Annotated in this window: 23 protein-coding genes; 10 read left to right on the forward strand and 13 right to left on the reverse strand. The window is 38.3% G+C overall.

The window, feature by feature from the left end:
- Positions 1–102: 102 nt before the first annotated feature.
- Positions 103–1287, forward strand: a complete 1185-nt coding sequence (locus EPL02_RS05145) for a YhgE/Pip domain-containing protein (protein WP_131887182.1) — start codon at positions 103–105, stop codon at positions 1285–1287.
- 52 nt (positions 1288–1339) lie between these two features.
- Here the strand turns inward: EPL02_RS05145 and EPL02_RS05150 are convergent, their stop codons facing one another.
- Positions 1340–2125 (reverse strand): tyrosine-protein phosphatase, encoded by a 786-nt coding sequence (locus EPL02_RS05150; RefSeq protein WP_131887183.1) that lies wholly within the window; start codon positions 2123–2125, stop codon positions 1340–1342.
- A gap of 204 nt (positions 2126–2329) precedes the next feature.
- On the opposite strand from EPL02_RS05150, the gene EPL02_RS21120 reads away from it, so the two are divergent.
- The 4 genes from EPL02_RS21120 to EPL02_RS05170 are packed head-to-tail and all read left to right on the forward strand — an operon-like array spanning position 2330 to position 7547.
- Positions 2330–2788, forward strand: a complete 459-nt coding sequence (locus EPL02_RS21120; RefSeq protein WP_286175233.1) for a hypothetical protein — start codon at positions 2330–2332, stop codon at positions 2786–2788.
- A 36-nt stretch (positions 2789–2824) separates the two neighbouring features.
- Positions 2825–3097, forward strand: coding sequence for a hypothetical protein (locus tag EPL02_RS05160; protein ID WP_131887184.1), 273 nt, complete (start codon positions 2825–2827; stop codon positions 3095–3097).
- Positions 3098–3120: 23 nt separating this feature from the next.
- A complete protein-coding gene (locus EPL02_RS05165) occupies positions 3121–6783 on the forward strand; it encodes a multicopper oxidase domain-containing protein (protein ID WP_131887185.1) in 3663 nt (1220 codons plus the stop codon).
- A gap of 2 nt (positions 6784–6785) precedes the next feature.
- On the forward strand, positions 6786–7547 hold the full coding sequence (locus EPL02_RS05170) for a hypothetical protein (protein WP_131887186.1): 762 nt from the start codon (positions 6786–6788) through the stop codon (positions 7545–7547).
- Between the two features lie 71 nt (positions 7548–7618).
- On the opposite strand, the gene EPL02_RS05175 is transcribed toward EPL02_RS05170, so the two are convergent.
- The 3 genes from EPL02_RS05175 to EPL02_RS05185 form a co-directional block, all read right to left on the reverse strand.
- Entirely contained in the window at positions 7619–8167 is a 549-nt protein-coding gene (locus EPL02_RS05175; protein WP_094911393.1) for a hypothetical protein, read from the reverse strand.
- 212 nt (positions 8168–8379) lie between these two features.
- Positions 8380–8706, reverse strand: a complete 327-nt coding sequence (locus EPL02_RS05180; protein ID WP_131887187.1) for a branched-chain amino acid transporter permease — start codon at positions 8704–8706, stop codon at positions 8380–8382.
- Position 8707: 1 nt separating this feature from the next.
- The gene (locus EPL02_RS05185) at positions 8708–9415 is read right to left on the reverse strand and encodes an AzlC family ABC transporter permease (protein WP_131887188.1); all 708 of its coding nucleotides are present in this window, start codon (positions 9413–9415) and stop codon (positions 8708–8710) included.
- A gap of 157 nt (positions 9416–9572) precedes the next feature.
- Here EPL02_RS05185 and EPL02_RS05190 point away from each other — a divergent pair, with 157 nt between their 5' ends.
- On the forward strand, positions 9573–10976 hold the full coding sequence (locus EPL02_RS05190; RefSeq protein WP_131887189.1) for an aminotransferase-like domain-containing protein: 1404 nt from the start codon (positions 9573–9575) through the stop codon (positions 10974–10976).
- A 54-nt stretch (positions 10977–11030) separates the two neighbouring features.
- On the opposite strand, the gene EPL02_RS05195 is transcribed toward EPL02_RS05190, so the two are convergent.
- A complete protein-coding gene (locus EPL02_RS05195; protein WP_094911390.1) occupies positions 11031–11381 on the reverse strand; it encodes a hypothetical protein in 351 nt (116 codons plus the stop codon).
- Positions 11382–12087: 706 nt separating this feature from the next.
- Between EPL02_RS05195 and EPL02_RS05200 the strand changes: the two genes are divergently transcribed.
- Positions 12088–12363 (forward strand): hypothetical protein, encoded by a 276-nt coding sequence (locus tag EPL02_RS05200; RefSeq protein WP_131887190.1) that lies wholly within the window; start codon positions 12088–12090, stop codon positions 12361–12363.
- 216 nt (positions 12364–12579) lie between these two features.
- Here EPL02_RS05200 and EPL02_RS05205 read toward each other — a convergent pair whose 3' ends face one another.
- Together EPL02_RS05205 and EPL02_RS05210 are read right to left on the reverse strand one after the other, a co-directional pair.
- Positions 12580–12825, reverse strand: coding sequence for a hypothetical protein (locus EPL02_RS05205; RefSeq protein WP_131887191.1), 246 nt, complete (start codon positions 12823–12825; stop codon positions 12580–12582).
- A gap of 13 nt (positions 12826–12838) precedes the next feature.
- Positions 12839–13348, reverse strand: a complete 510-nt coding sequence (locus EPL02_RS05210; RefSeq protein WP_131887192.1) for a hypothetical protein — start codon at positions 13346–13348, stop codon at positions 12839–12841.
- A 418-nt stretch (positions 13349–13766) separates the two neighbouring features.
- Between EPL02_RS05210 and EPL02_RS05215 the strand changes: the two genes are divergently transcribed.
- On the forward strand, positions 13767–14063 hold the full coding sequence (locus EPL02_RS05215; protein WP_131887193.1) for a DNA-binding protein: 297 nt from the start codon (positions 13767–13769) through the stop codon (positions 14061–14063).
- Between the two features lie 15 nt (positions 14064–14078).
- Entirely contained in the window at positions 14079–14474 is a 396-nt protein-coding gene (locus EPL02_RS05220; protein ID WP_165932518.1) for a DUF2283 domain-containing protein, read from the forward strand.
- Positions 14475–14521: 47 nt separating this feature from the next.
- Here the strand turns inward: EPL02_RS05220 and csaA are convergent, their stop codons facing one another.
- From csaA to EPL02_RS05250, 6 genes are all read right to left on the reverse strand, one after another.
- On the reverse strand, positions 14522–14854 hold the full coding sequence (gene csaA / locus EPL02_RS05225; RefSeq protein WP_025908687.1) for a chaperone CsaA: 333 nt from the start codon (positions 14852–14854) through the stop codon (positions 14522–14524).
- 21 nt (positions 14855–14875) lie between these two features.
- Entirely contained in the window at positions 14876–15766 is an 891-nt protein-coding gene (locus tag EPL02_RS05230; protein WP_131887195.1) for an EamA family transporter, read from the reverse strand.
- Positions 15767–15859: 93 nt separating this feature from the next.
- Entirely contained in the window at positions 15860–16561 is a 702-nt protein-coding gene (locus tag EPL02_RS05235) for an AraC family transcriptional regulator (protein ID WP_094911381.1), read from the reverse strand.
- A gap of 230 nt (positions 16562–16791) precedes the next feature.
- Positions 16792–18024 carry an amidohydrolase gene (locus EPL02_RS05240; protein WP_131887196.1) on the reverse strand — a complete coding sequence of 411 codons (1233 nt, stop codon included), beginning with the start codon at positions 18022–18024 and terminating at the stop codon, positions 16792–16794.
- Between the two features lie 15 nt (positions 18025–18039).
- Positions 18040–19284, reverse strand: a complete 1245-nt coding sequence (locus tag EPL02_RS05245) for an amidohydrolase family protein (RefSeq protein WP_094911379.1) — start codon at positions 19282–19284, stop codon at positions 18040–18042.
- A 45-nt stretch (positions 19285–19329) separates the two neighbouring features.
- On the reverse strand, positions 19330–20886 hold the full coding sequence (locus tag EPL02_RS05250) for a glutathione ABC transporter substrate-binding protein (RefSeq protein WP_430487918.1): 1557 nt from the start codon (positions 20884–20886) through the stop codon (positions 19330–19332).
- 210 nt (positions 20887–21096) lie between these two features.
- Between EPL02_RS05250 and EPL02_RS05255 the strand changes: the two genes are divergently transcribed.
- Entirely contained in the window at positions 21097–22002 is a 906-nt protein-coding gene (locus tag EPL02_RS05255; protein ID WP_286175234.1) for an ABC transporter permease, read from the forward strand.
- The last annotated feature ends 10 nt before the right edge of the window (positions 22003–22012 follow it).

Consider the following 22012-nt stretch of genomic DNA (forward strand, 5'->3'; position numbering starts at 1 on the left):
TTGATTATTGATGACGCCTCATACAAAGTATAGAATTCGAATAGAATCAACATAAACAACAGGTTGTTCATTATTTTATCAAAAGTATAAGGAGGAAGAAACATGTTTAAGAACAAACTGCTCTTATTTTCACCTCTTATTGTGTTTGGCATTATCTTTATTTTTTCACAAACATTATATCCATCCGTTCAGCCTAAACTTAAGAACTTACCGATTGCGATTGTGAACGCAGATGAAGGAATTCAGCTTCCTAATCACCCTGAGGTAAATATGGGACAGAAAGTTGTGGACATGGTGATAAAAAGCTCAAAAACTACAGCTGAAAGTGAACCAGCTGTGAAGTGGATTGTTGAAGAAAATGAAAATGATATGCAAAAAGGATTGGAAAATCGAGACTATTACGCAGCACTCGTCATTCCTAAAGACTTCAGCGCAAAGCAAGCTTCTTTCAAGACGCCTGCCCCGGAAACAGCTAAATTAGAGATTTTTATTAATCAAGGGATGAACACGATGGCATCCACAGCTGCAGGACAAATAGTAAACAATGTAGTTGATCAGATGAACACAACTGTACGCACTCAGCTCATTACTGAATTAGAAAAACAAGGGGCAACGTTAACGCCAAAGCAAATTGAACTGTTCGCGAACCCGATTGGTAAAACGATGGAAAATGTTCACGAAACCGGAAAAAATAGCGCAAACGGCAATTCTCCAATCTCTTTGTTTCAACCCTTATGGATTGCTTGCCTAGCAAGTGCCGCTATTCTTTTCATCGCAACTCGTAAATTAAAGGCTAGAAACCGTAAAGATGTTGTAAAAACTAAATTAATCCAACTATTTATGGGCGCTTTCATAGCACTTGTAATTGGATTTAGCTTAACCTGGTTAGCTGCTCACATGGTTGGTTTCCATATTCCACAGTTTACAGACGCAGCCTTATTCTTAACGATTACGTCCTTTAGTTTCATTTTAATGATTTCTGCCGTTCTTTCACTAGTAGGCATAAAAGGAATACCCTTATTTGCCCTAATGCTTTTCTTTGGAGCACCTTTGCTTTCACTGCCTCCAGAGATGATGTCTTCTTTTTACAGAGACTGGATTTATTCATGGTTGCCAATGCGATTCATGATTGAAGGGTTACGAGATCTCTTCTTTTTTGGAAAGAGCATCACGTGGGATGGTCCACTATCCATACTTGTATGGATTGGAATCATCAGCGGAATTGTGATCCTACTTTCTGCGTTTAAGCCGCAAGCCGTCAACGAAAAAGTAGAGCTTGAACAGTAATAGAAATCACAAGAAGCCGAACTCAAATGGCGTTCGGCTTCTTTTTGCTTTGTTATTGGCATTCGCTAGATGAAAGAAACTTTCTTTTCAGCTCTTCTAAACAACTTCTCGGAATATCGCACCCTTCTTTTAAATACGTTTCAATATCTCCGTACTGCTTCATGATTTTTTGATAAACATCTTCCAAGTACTCACGACGCACTTCCAGAACGGGCCTGATTTGTTCAGGGGAAATTCGAAATAAGCTCATCCATCGAATAAACGACTCAGTTCTTTTCATTTTTTCTGCAATTAGCTCATTTGACTTTAAGTATTCAGCTATTACTGTTTCATATGAAACGCCCAAATATAATTGAATAATAGCCGCGATAAACCCGGTTCGATCCTTACCACCCGTACAATGAATAAGAGCAGGTATCCGACTTGTATGAGATAAGAAGCAAATAATTTCTTTTATTTCATCATGACAGCCAAAAGCCATGTGCTCATACATATCTCTCATGATTTTTTCGAAATCAACGCTAGTCGACTTGCTCACAAGAAACTTAAAAAACTCAAGATGGGTAAACTCTTGGCTCTTGTCATGGATAGATACCGATAATAGTTCTATACCAGGGCCTGGTCCCACTCGACTAACCTTTGATTTTTGTTCAGATGGCATTCTTAAATCACAAATTGTTTTAATATTCAGCTGACGAAAGGTCTCAATATCTTGTTTCGTTAGCTTTGATAGATCTTCTGAGCGAAACAAAACTCCTTCTTTAAGCTTTTCGCCATTCTCTGTCATCACTCCGCCAACATCTCGAAAGTTAAATAGCTTTTCAAATTTATAGTTCATATTCTTTCTCCATTGTTTGTAATAGTTGCTTTTCTCTATTCTACGATAGAGTACAAAAATGCTGAACTGCTAATCAAGTTCACTCTTTAATTCACGTTAAACGGTTGTCTTTTTTCAGAATAAAAACAAATTATATTAATGATACTAGCCTACCCTCCATATATTGTAAATGATTAAATTCTAATAGCTATAGGAGGAAAAACTATGGGCAACCAAGATTTTTATAGAGGCCCGGCCAATGGTTATCAGGGTTCGATTGAGTCCATTGAAGCAGAGGTCAGGTCGTTAAAGCGTCACCTAAAGAAGATGAGCCGAGAAGAAAAGCGTCACTCAAACAAACGAGACCAAAAGGAATCCCCACAAGAAGATTGCGAAACAGATGATGATATTTTACCTGAAAATCAATTATTCCTAGAGGTCCTTGGTGAAGAAATATTAATAACCATGGACTCTGATCAATATAACTTATTCGGTCAAACATTTCGTCCCATTTTTTGTGGCAAAGTAGTGGACGTAACAAATGGATTTATTACGCTAAATCCCGTCATTATAAAAATGCAAAATGTTCCATTTCATCGTTTCCCTATTCCATTAAGCTTTGCTATTGAACAAATTTCTAGCTTCGTACCATTTGATAGTAGTACACAGTTCCCTATTCCATAATCCTGTTAAAGCCACTATCTAAAGGAGGTTGTCTATATGTATCAATCACTGGATATTAATGCAATTCGACAACAAGTTGTTACGGAAGCTTTTGCTACGGCAAGCGGTGAGCGAAGCCTCATATTTATTAGTTCTTTTCCTTTTATATGTATTGGAACAATCCTTAAAGTGGAGAGTGATTACGTTTTTTTAGACATTGAAACCACTTATATTTCTGAATTAGAAAATAAGGTAATGCGCATTCATATTGATGATATCGATGTATTTTATATTGAAAATGGCGGTCCTTCTATACCGAAAATCCGCTAAGTTGTTAAAGGGGTTGATGGTAAGTGAAAAGATGCTTTCATGTTGTTGCGATTCCCATTCGGATTGTAATTAATAATTTTGGTGATCACGATCCGAATGGAATGATGTATGTTTTAAAAGAAAATGAAAAAAAGGTACGTGAACAAGTTGACTGTAGTCCATTTATGCCCGTTGAGCTTGTCCAACCGCTGACAATCCGAGCAAATGCAGGAGACGATATTGAAATTTTATTGGAGAATAAGCTTCCTTTCCCAACATCTATGCATATCCAACGAGCCGAGTATGATGTGCAAACATCTGATGGAGCTTTTGTTGGATTAAATGCTAATAGCACGGTTCCACCTTGCCCTTCAGGTGAAACCCATATTTATCGCTGGAAGGTTAATAATGAAGGAATTCATATTTTTTCAGATTTAGGGAACTCGTTATCTAGTGAACTAGGAACCAATCTACACGGACTTTTTGGCGCACTCATCGTTCAAACAAAAGGATCTTGGTGGACAGATCCAGTCACAGGCGATGATATTACTAGCGGTGTATATGCTGATATCCACAATCCGTTAGGTCCGTCTTTTAGAGAATATGCATGGTTTTTTCACGATGAGCAAGAAGCTAACAACTTAGCCGGTGATCACCCAATTGATCCTCACACGCTACAGCCGTCCATGCAGCACTCTATTAACTACCGCTCTGAACCGATGAGAAATCGTCAAATGCTGATGTTAGAGGGTGTCGCTTGCAGTGACTGTGAGGGAGAAGAAGTTCACCATGATTCCTGGGCATTTGGCGATCCCGCAACGCCTGTCTTACCATCTTATGTAGGAGATCCTCTCAAAATACGTCTCATTCATGGAGGAGTTCAAGAAACCCATGTATTTCACTATCATGTTCATCAGTGGAAGTTCGAGTTAGAAGATAGTGATTCTGACATCATTGACTCTCAAGCAATTTCCCCACAAAATTCGTATACAATTTCACCTCTATATGGTGCTGGAAGCTTCCAAAAAGCGTTCGGAGACATTATCATTCACTGCCATTTGTACCCTCACTTTGGCGAAGGAATGTGGGGAATGCAGCGAATATTTAATACGTTGCAAGACGGTAGTCAGTGTTATCCTAACGGAGTCCCAATTCCTTGCTTACAGCCTTTGCCTGACCGGCCTTTACCACCAAAACCAACAGCAAAGAAACCTGGGTTTCCAAACTTTATCCCTGGTATAGTCGGCTGTAAGTCTCCAAGGCCTCCTATTGGAATAAGCGACGCTAATCGAACGCCTACTAAGCTAGAAAAAAAGCAGTTTGCGCCCAATGCTTCTCCTGGTGCATTGTTTGCTAACCCCTGTATTGAAGGGGTTACACCTACACGCGTTTATGACACGGTGTTGATACAGATGCCTATTCAATACAACGAGGAAGGTTGGCATGATCCTGAAGGGCGACTATACGTTTTAGCGGAAGACGAAGAAGACGTTCTCGCTGGTCGAAAAAAACCTGAACCGCTTGTCATTCATGCCAATGCTGGTGAATGTATTAAGATTCGTTTTACAAACAAACTTCCCCAAATATTAGGGGGAAATGCCTTTCAATTAGTTAATCGCACCTATGAAGCAACTCAGCACGTTCACTTTGTGAAGTTCGACCCTTTATGTTCGGATGGAGCTAATACTGGCTGGAACTATAACACTGCGGTACTGCCTGGCGAAACGATTGAGCTGCAGTGGTACGCAGACGTAGAGCTCAGAGGTGTATTTTTTCATGACCATAATTTCGCTGCTCAGGGACAACAGCATGGAGTGTTTGGTGGTTTAAATGTTCATGCAAAAGGTGCTGAAGTTCTAGATATGCAAACAGGAAAGCCCATTGATTCTGGTACAAAAACAATTGTTACACACCCTTTAATTGCAGACTACCGAGAATTCTCATTATTTGTTCATGACTTTGCTTTACTATTTGATAAGGACGGCTGCCCTCTTAATCCGCCACCTTTTCCAGGTTCCCAAGAAGACCCTGGGGTAATGGGCATTAATTATAAAAATGAACCTCTGCAATTTCGGTTAGTTGAGCCAACTTGTGATCCTGCTTATGTGTTTAGTTCTTACCTACATGGTGACCCTGTCACACCACTGCTTGAAACGTATAATGGTGACCCTGTAAGAATTAGATTATTTGACGGCGCACAAGAAGAGTCTCATAGCTTTAATCTACACAGACAAATTTGGCAAAAAGAGCGCCAAGACCTGGATTCTGAACTCACTCAGCAGCAGCATATCGGTATCTCTGAACACTTTACTCTTGCATTTTCAATAGAGGGTAAAGGCGATTTTGATATGTTATATCATTTTGGTAGTATTGATGATTTATGGCTCGGAAACTGGGGATTAATGCGAACGTTTGAAGGAGAAGTAGATCATTTATATCCTCTTCCAGACCGCCCTTGTCCTCCAAAACGAAAGCTACCTTTACCATGTGAAAATGGTAAGGTACCAAAGAAAGCTGTCCCTAAAGACTTTCCTGGTCCGAAGGATGCACGCGTTATTAAATATAACGTTGTCGCCATGCAAACAGATATTGTCTACAACAAGTATGGTGACCATGATCCATTTGGCATTGTGTTTGCTCTTGCGAAAGATGAAAAAGCAATTCGTTCTGGTAAATTAAATCCTGAGCCACTCATTTTAAGAGCAAACGTGGGTGATTGCATAGAAATAACTCTTCACAATAAGCTAAAGGGCTTTTCACATCCACAACATGCTATTCATGGCTATCCTGAAGTTCCTGTTGAAACACCATTTCCACCTTCTTGTCGAATTTCTTTACATGCCCAGCTTTTAGAGTATGACGTGAGAAATTCAGACGGAGCAACAGTAGGCTTTAACCCTGACCAAACAATTGGTCCCGGTGAAACGATCACTTATCGCTGGTACGTCAGTCGCCCTGTAGGCGCATGTAACTTGTGGGACATGGCTGATTTGCGTAATCACCGGCACCATGGAGCATTCGGAATCTTTATTGCTGAACCAAAAGGTACGCATTATTTAGATTCTGTTACTAGAAAGAAAGTGCAATCTGGTAACCAAGTCATACTCTCTCACCCTCTTTTGGGCGAAAAGCGGGAATTTGTCTTGTTGATGCATGATGGCGTTCGGTTGGTAGATCGCAAGGGCAATCTTATTATTGACCCCGAACCTATTTTCATGGACCGCGAAGAATTAGAAGACTTTGAAGATCAAGGCTCAAGAGGATTTAACTATCGATCAGAGCGGTTTATTAATCGATTACGACGAAATTCTGATATCTCTAAAGTTTTTAGTACAAAGGTACATGGTGATCCATCTACTCCAATTTTTCTTGCTCACCCAGGTGATCCAATTACAATACGCTTCGTTTTCCCTGCTGATAGAGCACGTACTCATACTTTCACTTTGCACGCCCATGAATGGAACCGAAGCATTCGCGATGTTAATTCAGAAGCCATTTCTGCCATAGGGCAAAACACGGTTGGGACACATGATAACTTTGAGCTTCATGATGGAGCCGGGGGGCAATTTGCTTTACCTGGTGACTATATGTATCGCTCTGGCAATATTCGATGGGACATTGAACTGGGGATGTGGGGAATTATGCGCGTTCTTAAAAAAGGTGACTCGCGTATCGCGCCACTAACAAAATACGAAAAGAGAGGGTAAATATGGGTGATATTAGAAAAAGCCATTCTGACAAAACTACCGGGTATCAGCGGCACTTTCACTGTCCAACTTGCATCTTAGAAGCTGAAAATGATCCTACAAGATTCTGTTCGCCCTATGAATGTCCCGAGGAAATACCCACTAAAAGGTTTTCTGCTCCAACTAGAATTTTACCAATTAAAGAGCATGAGGAATTAAAGGAATGTATCCATGAAGTTAACCAACTTTTACTAGCCTTTGCGGATGAACGAGATCCTCATTTATTAGAATCTTTTCGTTTAAAAGTAAAATCGATGCGGGGACATTTCGTCACTGCTCATGTGTTATGTGGAAAAGATGAAACTCCTATTGAAGGTGAGCTTTCTGATGCAGGAAAGGATTTTTTGATTATTGATCATTCACATCAAAATTTCTTCGTTCCGTACGAACGTATTTGCAATATCAATCACAGTGAAATGAATGAACATATGATGGGAAGACACGGCGGAGAATTAGCCAACTTGAATGACTGTTGCCGTCGAGAATTAATGCTTAACTTTGGAGAAGTTGTGGCAGCTAACCCTTTTTTAATTAACCTATTCTTTGGAATGAGACTAAACAAATTTTTATGTGCCTTTCTTAAATCCGATATATGTGTTGTGACAAAAGATAAAGGTGAAAAGAAAGGATGTTTATTGGCAGTTGAAGAAGCTAATCTGACTTTAGAAATAAACGAATCAAAAGAAACGATAGCTTTTGAGGAAATTTGCTTCATTAAAGAATAACCCTTTCATACTAAAGGACTCAAAATCAATTGATTTTGAGTCCTTCCTTCTTAAAAGCCGCATTGAAAAATTTAGTGACTTGAGCATTCAATAATAACGCGTTTTCCTATTTTCTTAAATAAATGGAAGTTTAGATTTTGTGTTAATCCTCCCAATCTTAACTGTACCATTCCCCCACAAGCTGGAATGGAAGGGGTTGGATGGAACTTCTTATTGTGGTGATGTTTTTTCTTGCAAGTGCAATTGTGATGGTGACCATGACGATGACAATGGCAAGGGTAATGGAAGTGTTTAGAGTGTGTAGAACGATATGCAGAATTGTGGTTGGTAGTCGAGGTCTTTTTGACTTTATCAAGCCAAATAATTTTACTCATATTATTTCTTAAAATTGTCACAACTGTACAATCGTCTTTTAATATATCGACAAAATCTGTTCCTACCATATATAAAGTACCTTCAACTTTATGTTTTGTAGTGGCGTTTGAATCTTTTTTAGGTTGTGGATGATTCGTGGGTTGCATGCGACGTACAGGTTGCACGAGTTGCATTGGCTGCATAAACTGTACCGATTGTACAGATTGCACAGTTTTCATGGACTTTATGATTTTCACTGGCTTCATCAATTACTTTCACCTGCCTTTCTTATGCTGATAACATGGTATGAATATGGCAAGCTTCAAGAATGGGTAACCACACAGGATTAGTAAATATTTTACAATAAAATCAATTTTAACCCTTTATATAAATGAAGTAGACCTTTTCAATGTCACATGAAATGAATGAACAAAAAGTGTAGCCTCATATCAAAAAAATGACACAAAACTGGCGCCCTTCAAAACACCAGCTGAACCAATCCCATATATAAAAGCGTTCCTCCCCCAATCGAAAGCAGCATGCTTCCTCTCCATGCATGAAGCAGTACCACAAAGCCAACTGCTAGCATTTCAGGTAACCCATGACTTCCTGAAATAAAGCTGATATCCTTTAACGAATACACAACCAACAATCCGATGACCGCTGCCGGTAGAACAACTCCGAGATACTGAACATACTTAGGGGTTGGCTTATTGGCTGGAAAAAGTAAAAATGGTAAAAAGCGCGTAATCATCGTTCCGAGAACAACCATTATAATCATGATAACTTGCTGGGTAATAGTCATATTACATTGTCACCTCTGCTTTTTGAACAGGCTTGCGAATGAGCGTTAATACCGCTAGTATCAAAATCATAGCTGGAATAATAAAGCTATTTGGGCCAAAAACAAACAGGCTTACGCTCGAAAAACCAATTCCGATCAGTGCGCTGTGGTACTGCTTGCCTTTTTTCCATTGCTCCATAAAAATGACGACAAACAGCGCGGTCATGACGAATTCAATTCCTTCCGTGCTGAACGTAATAAACGAGCCAAAGATACTGCCAAGTGCTGAGCCGAGTACCCAGTAGCAGTGATTCAACAGCGTAATAAAAAAGAAAAACCAGCCTTTATCAATTCCTTTAGGTACATCCGTTGCCTGACTGATGGAGAATGATTCGTCGCAAAGACCATAGATTAAGTAGCCTTTCTTTCTCCCAACGCCGCTGTATTTTTCTAATAGAGAAAGCCCATAAAATAAGTGTCTAGCATTAACCATAAGCGTAAGTACTAATGCACTGACTGGATTAAACGTCGCCAGCAACAGCCCCCCTGCAACAAACTCCATTGATCCTGCGAAGATAAATAAACTCATGAGAATTGGATATATGGGATGAAACCCTAGGGAGTTCATATAGATGCCGTACGCCCCTCCTAAAAACAAAAAGCCTGCAAAAATCGGCAGAGTGTGCGGGAATGCTGCGCGAAGTGCGCGTATTTTTTCTTGATGGCTCATTGATTTCACATCCTTGCTTGAGTAACTTATTTTAGTTTTAACACACCCAATCCATACAAAAAATAAAAGAATTGTATGGATTACAATTCTCTCCGGCACGATGGTTTGGGCTATACTAAAATAAGAATTACCAAACGTCTGAACTGGAGGTGGCGTCATGCCTGTAAACTCATTTGAACATTATCCCATGTCATGGAAGCCTGATCGCTCGTCGTTAAAGCGTCCTTACTACCAATCCTTAGCTCACTTACTCGAAGAAAATATCACCAACGGCTTTTTAGCTCCAGGAACAAAGCTACCTCCACAGCGTGAGCTAGCTGATTTTCTTGATCTAAACTTCACAACGATTACAAGAGCTTATAAAATTTGTGAAATGAAAGGCCTGATTTATGCCGTAACGGGAAGCGGTACGTTCATTTCTCCAAACGCCACTCGCTCTATTACGATTTCAGCAGATAGGCTCACGTGCAACATTGATCTTGGATTTGTAGCTTCATTTGAACGAACGAGCCCTTATTTAAAGGAAGTACTCTCAACAGTAATGGAAAAGCGCTACTTCGACCAGCTTTTAAACTACAACGATCCTACTGGAATTCCACACCAGAAGATGGCCGCCGTGAACTGGATGGAAAATCTCGGCGTGGACGCTTCCCCTGAGCAGGTTTCCATCGTATCAGGCGCTCAAAATGCGCTGGCCATCAGCTTAACCGCCTTGTTTGAGCCTGGTCAAAAAATAGCTACGGATTTATATACGTACTCAAACTTTATTGAAATTGCCAAGATGTATCATATTCAGCTTGTTCCTATTGCTGGTGATGAATGCGGAATGTCTCCAGCAGAACTTGACAAACAATGTAGCCACACCTCTATTCACGGCGTATTTCTCATGCCTTCGTGCTGTAACCCAACGACCGTGATGATGACAGACCATCGTAAAAAAGCACTGGCATGCGTTATCAAAAAACATGATTTAATTATCATTGAAGATGATATTTACGCTTTTTTCACAGCGGGAGTAGTCACCGATTATAAACAGCCCATGTTTAACTTACTTCCTGAACAAACCGTGTACATCTGCAGCACTTCAAAAGCGCTTTGCTCAGGCCTTCGCGTTGCTTATATGGTATACGGTGAGCGTTTTAAAGAGAAGATTTTGCGCGCTATTTTTAATATCAATGTCAAAACGTCATCCTTAAACGCTGAAATCGTGACGGAGCTTATCTTATCTGGAAAAGCCCATGACATTATCTCGAAGAAAAAACAGCTTGTTCAAGAAGCCAACGATCTTTATTTTGAATACTTTCCAGCTCGCAAACACTACGAGCACCCGCTGAGCTTTTTCCGCTGGCTGTCAATTAACCCTTATCATAACGCACTCCAGCTTGAAGCAGATCTTCACGAGCGTGGAATTCGCATTTATCACTCCGACCGTTTCTTAAGTGGACAGACTACGCCTAATAAATACCTGCGCGTCGCTCTTTCTTCCACTAATTCGCTGGAAGAGCTGCGAGTTGGACTTCGCGTATTGAAAGAATATCTAGAGGAAAAAGAGCTTTTATAGCAATAAAAAAAGAGTTGAAATGAATCTCAACTCTTTTTTCTCTTACTCTGCGTTTTAAAAGGCATACTGAAACAATCCGTAGTAAAGCGGACCTACCGTGATAATTCCTGTTCCAATAAATAGTGCTGCTTGTACAGGAGTGGATAACTCTTCAAGTTCTTCGTGCTTTATACCTTTAACGAAGGTAAACGTAATGTCCCAAGTCAACCCTCCAACGAAAACCATCTTCCAAATAAGAGGCGTGAATAAATCAGTTCCTGTGACATATCCAAACAGCCCAAGCCATGTCACAATTGAAATAAGAAAATCGGTTACGTACGCAACGGTCTTTTTTCCTTGAATTAAAAAGCCAACTAGCGCAGTTCCTAAAATCCCTAAATAAATATACCAAAATATCTCAATCATCGTTTCGTTCCTTTTTAATTTACTATTTTCCTAGCTATTATATATGTTTTAATACGTTTGAAAAATCATCTTTTAAAAACTTCTCCTTTATGTATGACCTTTCTATAAATCGCTTTTAGCCAAATGTAAAGAACAAACTCACTGACAATAAAAACTACGATACTGATAAAGGTAATCGAGAAGAATTCAAAAATCAGCAAGTTATAAAAAGCATGTGGAAACCACCAGGCTCCCACGTTCATTAAAAACAATAAAAAATGGCTAAATAAAGACACTCCCTGAGCTTCTCCTATTGTTCGATTTGTTCTTAAGATTATATATCTGCCTATTAAAAAACTAATAATAAATGAAAAAGCCATGAACATAAAATAGATGGAACTAGAAAGCAAAGCTTCTTGTGGTGAATACATCATTCTTCCTCCTTTTCACGAAGATTAATTACCATATTTTAATATAAAAGGTATTTAATGTTATAATAGTATCGTACTAAAGATATGTAAAGGTGGTCTTATACGTGTTCAGTCGTAAAATAACTTACCAAGTGCTTATCGCTTTTACAGGTATAATCTATATGTTATATAACCATTATTTACAGCCTACCGTCAGTGCAGTAGTTGATTCATATATAATTTTCCCTACTATGCTTTGTTTATTTTTATTCTTTGCTTATATGTATTTTAAGGTCGAGAAAAGGTAGGAGAAACATATGGAAGGGAGTCATGTACCTAAACGAAAAGAAACATATAAAACCCAGAGACCGTCGACTTACCTCCGAGACGTGTTTGGTTTAGGGATTGGTTGGATTAGTTTTAATCTGCTCCCTGACCAATGGAAAATAAATTGGGTCTACCTCACAGGAGTCCTCATGATTTATTACATTGCCGTGAAGTTTGAAAACGTAAAGCTTCCGCTAAGCGTAAAATGGCTAATTAGCGGTTGTTTATACACCATTGGACTACTTCTATTGATAAAAGATTTTTAATAATGATAGCTGAGAGGATGAGAAAATGAACTGGAAGAAGTATGCTATCCTTTTCCCCCCTTTTTACTAATTGGATCTCTTCTATTGTTTTATTTGCCATTGAGTCAACTTCATTATATGATGCTCGCTCCCCTCTTATTTGGGCACTATACAACTTGTGGGTTTACACAGAAAGAGATAGATAGAAAGAAGAAACATACCAAAAAGAGTAGCTTTTCAGCTACTCTTTCCCATTTTCAAAATTCCCTGAGCCACTATTGAAATAACTCCATAGAAAACAACGTTTAGCAAGAAGTATACACCATCTACTACGTTATAGTGGATCAGCAACGCCATCATCAAACAAAAACCTGCTGTGAAAACTAAACTAATTCGTTTTACTTTGTCTCCTTTCAACCGTAAGCTGTAGATGAGTGCTAGTATCCCTGTCACGACTGAAATAACAACGTAAATCACAATCATTCACTCTCCACTATTACTCTATAAATGCATAGCCTTTAAGTTCATAGGGTTTTGGTTCACTAATATCAATGGAGCTACCGTTCCAACTTGTAACAGCTCCGTATCCCCATCCATAGCGATGCTTAACCAGCGTAAACTTAACAGGGCCCTTTTCTGACTTAGCTCTAATTTCATTTGCCAATTCACTTCTTCTCAAATTATCTAATAACGTAACCCCACCGATTAATGCACCAGGGGTAGTGAACTTAATCCCCACTAAAGTACTTGTAATATACTGAGAAACCTGCGTCGCAGTTCCCCTTTCAATTTTTGAAGCAAATGCTCTGGCTTTGGCAGGTTTTAAATAATAGGTGTGTTCATCCTGACTCCACTGTGCTCTTGTATCAATCAAAGTCTTTTTTACAATGGCTCCGTTATAACTGGATGGAACGGTCTTAGTGGAAGCAGCAAAAGCACTGTTGCTAAAAGCGCTAGACATCACTAACGTAAATACGAGAGCCATCATGAATTTACTAATTTTCACAAAAACCACCTCTTTTTTGAAAATTTCTATTATTTTAGAGGCTACCATATTCTGACTAAAATCTATAGACTATTCGGCAAGATTGATTAAATTATCCTAAATTTAAAATTTATGAATGACTATTCTGCTATTATAAAAGAAACATAAAACAATCTAAATTATGTTAAAATATACTTATATTTACTTTTTGTTAATGGTGAAGAAATTGAATAATCGTAGTTCAAGATAACTTTGTATAATGATGGGGGCAATTTGTTTGATTTTGGCGTTAACTTTAAATCTAACTGGTGTATTTCAGGAAATAGTATCCTATTAAATTTATCAGGAACAGTTATTTTAATGAATTTTATCGCAGATCAAAAACTTACTAAGGTGTAATGGACTATTAATAACTATAAAGATTAGGAGGTTAAAAATCATGGATATCAGCTTTTTTTGGATTGCTATAGGGCTAGCTGCTCTTGGTTACTTTATTGGAGATGGTTTAAAAAATTTTGGTAAACCGAAAGAGAAAACAACCTACCCTTATTTAATTAAGGAGCGTGATCTTCACTATCACTTTAGCTTAACGCGAGAAGAAATGCAGGAGCTACTAAATAAATACCCAGATGCTCCTAAAATTGAGCTGAAAGGCAAGACGTATTATCCATATCATCAATTTGTTGAGTGGGTTTCATCAGCCGATCTTTATACCAATAATAAACACAGAGAATAGATGGGAGAAATAGACATGGACGCTAGAATTACATATGATACTGACGCAAAGTTAGCTTACCTTTATCTCTTCCCTGCTTCGGCTTCTTATCAAATTCAAGAAACGGAAGAATTAGAAGTAAATCCTAGTTTACTGCTTGATATTGATAGTGAGGGCCGAATTATTGGCATTGAGCTTTTCGGAATGCTTGCAGAGAAGATAGCGCCACTTTCTGGTGCTGAGCATATCTATACAATGCATGATGAGATGTTCTCATTTTGCCTATCATCTCAAGAGGCTCATGCAACATTTGTTTTTAACGGAATTAAATTTTGCTTTGCAGACGCTGATTATCAACACTTCGTCGGCTTTGACGTAATTGATTCAAATCTATATGAGCGACCGCTATTGATGCAGCTCGTTAAGCCATAAAAGAAAGCTGTAAAAAGACAAGCTACCTTCAGCTTGTCTTTTCTTATTCATGAAATCTTCGTTCCATTTGGCAACTTTTCATCCGGCTGTAGCAGCACCACGTCTCCTTCTCCTGGAACGCCACCTAAAACGAGCACTTCTGATTTAAATCCTGCAATTCGCATTGGCGGAAAGTTTACAACCGCGACGACCTGACGATTCAGAAGCTCGGTTGGCTCATAGCGATGCGTAATTTGCGCAGATGACTGCTTCACTCCGATCTCTTCTCCAAAATCAACTTCAAGCTTAATCGCCGGCTTTTTGGCCTCTGGAAACGGTTTGGCGTCAAGAATTGTACCAACGCGTAAATCTAATTTTAAAAAGTCTTCAATGTTTGCCATTTAGCTTGAACCACCTTTTTATTATTTTTCGATTGTGACCATTTCAGATTTTCTGCTTACATCACGTGTTGACCAAATCAGGATCCCAATTCCTATTAACAACAAGCTAATTCCGCTCCAAGACGTCATCGTCAGCTTTTCTCCTACAACTAAAACGCCAAGCATCGTTGCAGTTAGCGGCTCTGCTAACGCTAGAGTAACTGCGGTTGAAGATGAAACGTGTGCAAGCCCTTTGGCAAATAGAAAATAAGCAATCCCTGTGGCCATAACGCCAAGCTGGAGGCTTACACCAATACCTCTCAAGCTTACAAACCACGACATATCAAATAAAAATAGGAGCGGTGATAAAAAAAGCGCGCTTAAAATAAAGACAACCGCAACGGCTGATAGTGACGAATACTTTTCCACTAACCCTCTGCTTGCAAGGGTGTAGCAAGCAAAGGATAGGCCTGCTCCAAGCGCCATGAAAATTCCCGTTATATTTAGGCTTGCCGATTCTTTGTTCAGAAATAACAGCACGCAGCCTAAGATAGATAAAAACGTAGAGCACCACCAGATGATGCTTGGCCGCTTGTTTGAATAAAACCATTCAATAAGCCCAGATAAAACAGGTGCACTCCCGATGGCCACGACCGTGCCAATCGCAACGCCTGTAATTGAAACTGCTGAAAAGAATAGCGGTTGATAGCACGCCATACTAAGAGCCGCTACAAGAGTAGCTTTTAGTGGCCATCCTTTAAAACGTAAGTCTTTTCTCATTAGCAGAAGAAGTAATAGAAACCCACCTCCTACCGCAAGCCTTGTTGCGCCAATAGCAATTGGATGTGCTGAGTCCGGGGCTAGCGCCTGAGTAGTACCAGTTGTACCCCATAGAATACCGGCTAGTAAAATAAAAAAAGGAGTTGCTTTCACATTGGCTCACCTCAATAAAAAAGATAAAAAGAACGATTACTCTTATAATAAAGAATCCACTATCCATTTTCTTTACCAAGTTTAATCTTCTTTTTATCTATTATTAAGAATTCGATATTTTTGTGGCGACATGCTTTCATGGCTGACAAACCATCTTGTAAAGGAAGAAGAGTTCGCAAAGCCGATCTCTTCGCTAATTTGGGACATCGACCATGTCGTTGATATCAGCAGGCGCTTTGCTTCATTCAAACGAAGCTCCGATAAATAATCCTTTAAGCTCTTTCCCGTTTGCTTTTTAAACCATGTCGAATAGTAAACAGGATGATAGTGCTCGATTGCGGCGAGGGTTTCTAGCTTGATTGGATCCTTAAAGTGCTGATGAATATAATCGATTGAAGGAGGATTAGACGTTTGGAGCTTTTTAGTTACATATCTTGTTAAATCAACTAATGCAGACTGATCAACAGAATTTTTCGCTTCTTCTAACAATAAATACCGAATAGCTGACCACTGACTGTCAAGCGTCATATACATGCTGCTTGTACCCCTTGGCAGATACTGAGTTGGAATATCTAAGATTAAAAATTCGTTTCGATCTCTGGAGCGATAATTATGATTCACTCCCGGAGGTAGGTAAAAGCATTGATTAGGGCTAAGCGTTACTTCTTGAAACGCCATTTCCATATCAAGAGAGCCTTGAAGTGGAAAAAGAAACTGTCCAAAATCATGCTGATGGAGCGTGAATTCTTTCGAGTATGATCTTTTTTCACACGTTAACTCGTTTACTTTACCCATACGGCTCTCTCCTTTACGTTAAGTTGAGTCTATTATAAGCTTAAATTTATATTTAAAAAAGAACTAACTACCAACAAAATTACTGCTCTTTAGTATTCTCCTATGGGTTTTAATCTCCATTAAAAAGAACACATCCATATGTTCTACACGGATGAACATGTGGATGTGCCTTCACTAAAATCCTTTTATCCTAGCAAGTTTTGAATTAGAGAACTATTGTCCATTGGTAATTAAACATGTAAAACTGCTTTTTCCAACTCTCCAAATACAAACTCACCTCTACTCATAACTGCAAGACGTTGCTTTCTTCTAGCAACTACTTCAGCCGAAGAAGTAGCGTTTACAAAAATAAAACTAGCATCATCTTGCTTTTTAGGCCATTGATACGTTCCGTCCTTGGCTAAAGGCGTTATCCCTCCGGTAACCCACTTTAAGCTATCTCTCAACGATACTTCATCAATTCTTTTGGTAATTTGACAATACTTTTGTACTTTTTCAATCAAATCTCCATGTCCTAAAGGACTCCATGAGTCATAAAAACCATCACAACCAAAATGAACTGATACACCACGCTCGTCTAATAATTCAATTGGCGGCAGGGATTTTGTTAGTGGAATAGTAGACATAATTGCCACATTGTTTTTCATTAAGCGATTTGCTAAATTTTGTTGTTGTAATGTAGGAATTTCGCCTATACAAAATGCATGACTGATAGCAGATGCCCTCTTCCATTTTGTTTCTTCAACAATATCTAACCATTTGTTAATTGTATAAACTCCCACATCACCTCCGTCATGAAGATGAATATCCACCTCAGCATCAAATTCCGCTGCAATAGCCATGGTTTCATATAATGATTTTTCAATATTTTGGTCAATGCCAGATGGATCCAATCCGCCTACGACTGTGGCCCCACTTCTCATTGCTTCTCTCATTAATGCTGGTACAGAACCATTAAATAATCCATGTTGTGGAAAAGCAACAATATCTGCAGTAACAGCACCTTTGTATTCCTCTAGCGCAGCGACTACTCCCTCTAAATTTTTAAGGCCTATATAAGGATCAATATTGACGTGAGTTCGAATATGTGTGGCCCCATGTGACAAAATTTCTTCAATCATTGCTGTTGCTCTTTGTTTAGTAGTAGGTGCAAGATCCTTTAATTCTTCTGCTTCATATTGAAGCCTTTCCTTTAGGTTTTTAACAAGTTTAGATGCTTTCCATTCTAACGAAAGATATGTCTTATCTAAGTGATTATGCATTTCCTTAAACGTTGGAATAGCTAGATATTCTTTAGCATCGTATACTTCTTCAGCAGTTTCAGGGATAGGCATAGTATAATGAAGATGTTCTACAATCTTTCCATCTTTTATCCCTATATGATAAAAACCTGTTTTTGTCTCAATACGTTCACCATCAATTATGTTACCGATTTCTAATTTCACATTTTTTATCCACTTCATACTATCATTCCTCTCTTATTTAGTTGTTGCAACTTCAAATTGGTGAGTATTTATTTCTCTACCACTTTTATAAACAGAATGAATTTTTGTACGACGAGCAATTGCTTCTGCTGAACAGCTTGCTTCTGTGAATAAAAAGTCTGCTTTATCTCCTACTTTAGGCCAAACTTGGTTTCCTTCATCGTCTAAGGGAGTGATTCCTCCAGATGCATACTTCCATACTCGATTAATAGAATATTCGTCAATTAACCTAAATCTCTCTGCTAAAATATTAAGTTTTTCTAAAGTATCCCCTGTTCCAAAAGGTGACCAATGATCAGTTAAACTATCATGACCTACCGATACTTTTATACCGAATTTATCTAATTTTGGAATAGGAATTGTAGGACGATTAATTGGAACTGTTGTTGTTATATCAATCTCATTCTCTCTTAACAATGTCATAATCTCTGTTAAACTTTCTCCCTCTAAATCCCCAAGACCAATTGCATGACTCATTGTTACTTTTCCTTGCATATTTGCTTCTTCTGTAAGCTTAGCAAGCTTCTCAAATGTAAAGGCTCCTAATGTATTTGGATCATGAAGGTGAATGTCAATTCCAGCATTATTTTCTACAGCTATATCCATTGTCGTCCACAATGATTTATCGAGGTCTCTATCCACAGTGGCAGGATCAACCCCACCAACAATCGTAGCTCCATTTCTCATTGCTGCCTTTACTAATTCCACTGAATTACTTTTTAACAGCCCGTGCTGTGGAAAAGCAACAATATCGTATGTTAAATAATCTTTATACTTTTCTAAGGCTTTAATTGTAATCTCTAAGTGTTTTAATTTTGAAGTGGGTTCAATGTTACAATGTGTACGTATATGCGTGTGACCATTGCTCAGCAATAACTCAATCATCTTTTCTGCCCTTTCTTGCGCAAACGGCAGCTGCTGTGGAAGTAACTGCTTTTCTTCTTCAATTCTTGTAAAAATTCCTTTTGTAATTGGTGTACAAGCTTTCCAAGGGCCACCATAATAAGTCTTATCAATATGGATATGCATTTCACGGAACGAAGGCATTAACAATTTACCTTTCATATCGGTGACTGTATAGGAAGTTGAGTTAAGTTCTGTGTCATCTTCTGTAATATGAACAATCGAATCCCCTTCAACCTTTACATGTACAAGCTTAGTTTCTGTCCCTACTACTGTCCCTCTATCTTTTTTAAAGCCGCTTTCAACTCTTACATTTCTCAGCCAAAAATTTCTCATTAAATTTCCCCCATCCATATTTTCAATTTAAAAATATTAATACACTTATTCAATTATTGCTTGATTAACCATTAAATAGTTTACTGGGCTCAACCAAAAGTCTTTTACTTGGTTACTGTAGACTGCTAAATGTTCATAGTTTCGAATTGGAACATAAACAGCATCTTTAATTTCAATAGAAGCAACTTCTTCATATAGCTGTTTTCTTGTTTCTGAGTTAGGTTCTTTACGTGCTTTAACAATTAGTTCATCTACTTTTTTATTGTCATAGTAGAAGTGATTACCCGGAGATCCATGAGAATTAGAATGAAATAGATTGTATTGATTGTAGTCACCATCACCCGTAGCATTTCCCCATCCACCTACAAAAAGATCATGGTCTCCTTTGTTAATAGCGTTGATATATGTTCCATATTCCATAACTTGAATATTAACTTTTACTCCTATTCCCTTTAGCTGTGATTGAACGACTTCAGCTAAATTTACACGTTCTTTCTTATCATTTGTAATTAAGGTAAGTTCCAGCTTATTATCCATATCTTCTTCTTCGAGCAGTTTTTTAGCTTTAGCTGGATTATAGCTATATGGCTTCGTAGCTTGACTATAGCCAAACACTTTAGGACTCATCGATGAGTTAGCTAACGTTCCAACCCCGTTATATACACCGTCAATGATGGCTTCTCTCTTTATTGCCATTGAGAGAGCTTTTCTTACTTTTGCATTATCAAAAGGCTCTTTAGCCGTGTTAAAGCCAATGTATTCTACTGCTAATCCGTCTGTACGATAGAGGTTTAACGCATCCGAACTTTCTATACGTTCAATTTCTGTAACAGGCACTTGGTCATTAATATGAGCTTCACCAGTTTCGACCATAGCAAGACGTGTAGAATCTTCAGGGACAACTAAAAACTCGATACCATCAATAATTGGTTTTTCTCCAGAATAGCTATCATTTTTTACAAGTTTAATTGATTGTCCAGATTTCCAAGACTCAAACTTAAATGGACCTGTTCCTATTGGTGTAGTTGTTAAGCTTTTCGGGTTTTCATCAATCACCTTTGGACTTATGATACTTCCTTCATTGCTAGCTAATATTGACAATAAAGGTGCATAGGGGGCATCTAAAACGAATTGGATTTTGTAATCATCTATAACTTTAATTTCCTTAATCATACCTAACTTTTCTCGTTGGGGAGACTTTGTATCAGGATCTAGCAATCTATCAAATGTCTTTTTTACAGCTTCTGCGTTAAAGGTAGTTCCATCATGAAATGTAACGTTTTTCTTTAAATTAAATTCCCAGGTTACATTGTCAACCTGCTTCCAACTCTCAGCTAATCCTGGAATGATTTTCATATCTTTATCAAATCCCACAAGCGTTTCGTAAACTTTTTGATAAATAATATTAGCAGAAGAGATATCCGTAATGAAATGAGGGTCAAGATTTGTAGCATCGGTAGCTCTTACTACTTTTAATGTACCCCCTTCTCTTCCTTCAGTGGTTTGAGTCGATGGTTGACTTTCAGTAGTTCCAGTAGAACAAGCTTGTAATAATAACACTGCAAATATAAAGCTTAAAACAATAAACATTTGTTTCCTTATGCTTTTTTTCACTCCTTATCTCCCACCTTTTCGAAATTATAATTTCAACTGTCTATTTGCATTATAAAAAAGAACTAAGAGAATTTTTTATAATATCTTTACCTATTTTTTAATTATTTTGACTTTTTTAACAAATTGTCTTTTTTTCCTTATGTACTTCCTCTATCTTTGAACTAATCAATTGAATTTGTTTTAAAAGGAGGAAATAAAATGAGCTCACCGCTAAAGATGCAAGAAAACGTTTCTATAATCAAACCCACTAAGCCTAAGCTTTTTTGGTCAAAATCCCTTGAATTTTGGGGAGATTTTTCTAAAAACAAAGGAGCTGTTATAGGTGGAATTATTATTTTATTTTATCTTTTAATGGCACTACTAGCTCCCATCTTATCTATACATGATCCTTATCAAATCGATTTAAGTAAAAAATTGCAAGGCCCTAGCCTAGAACATTGGATGGGAACTGATGATAAAGGGAGAGATATTTTAGCTCGTATTCTTTACGGCTCTCGACTCTCAATGGGGGTTGGTTTTGCAGCGGTAGCTTTTGGCGCATTCTTTGGTATTATCATGGGTTTATTAGCAGGATACTTTGGCGGTTGGCTTGATACTTTAATTAGTAGAATACTTGACATCATGCTTGCTTTCCCTGGCATTCTACTAGCTTTAGCTATTATTAGCGCCCTGGGTCCAAGCCTTATTAATGTAACGTTTGCTGTTGGAATTTTTTCTATCCCCTTATTTGCAAGGATTGTCAGAGGATCTACTTTAGAAACAAAAGAACTTGAGTATATTGATGCTATTCGATGCTTAGGTGCTAGCGACCGTACAATTATTTTCAAGCATATCTTGCCAAATATATTATCACCAATTATTATCCAAGGAAGCTTGCGCTTAGCAACAGCTATTTTATCTGCAGCTGGCTTATCTTTTTTAGGCTTAGGAGCTCAGCCCCCCTCACCAGAATGGGGCACAATGCTTTCTAGCGGCAGGGATTTTCTTTTTAGCGCTCCCTATATTGCTATATTTCCAGGGCTAGCTATATCAACATTAGTTCTTGGCTTTAATCTGTTTGGTGATGGCTTAAGAGATGCGTTAGACCCTAGATTAAAATCTTAAGGAGGACGTT

It is taken from the genome of Bacillus sp. CBEL-1 (genome assembly GCF_004348885.1).
In the GTDB taxonomy this organism is placed as follows: Bacteria; Bacillota; Bacilli; order Bacillales; family Bacillaceae_H; genus Priestia; species Priestia aryabhattai_A.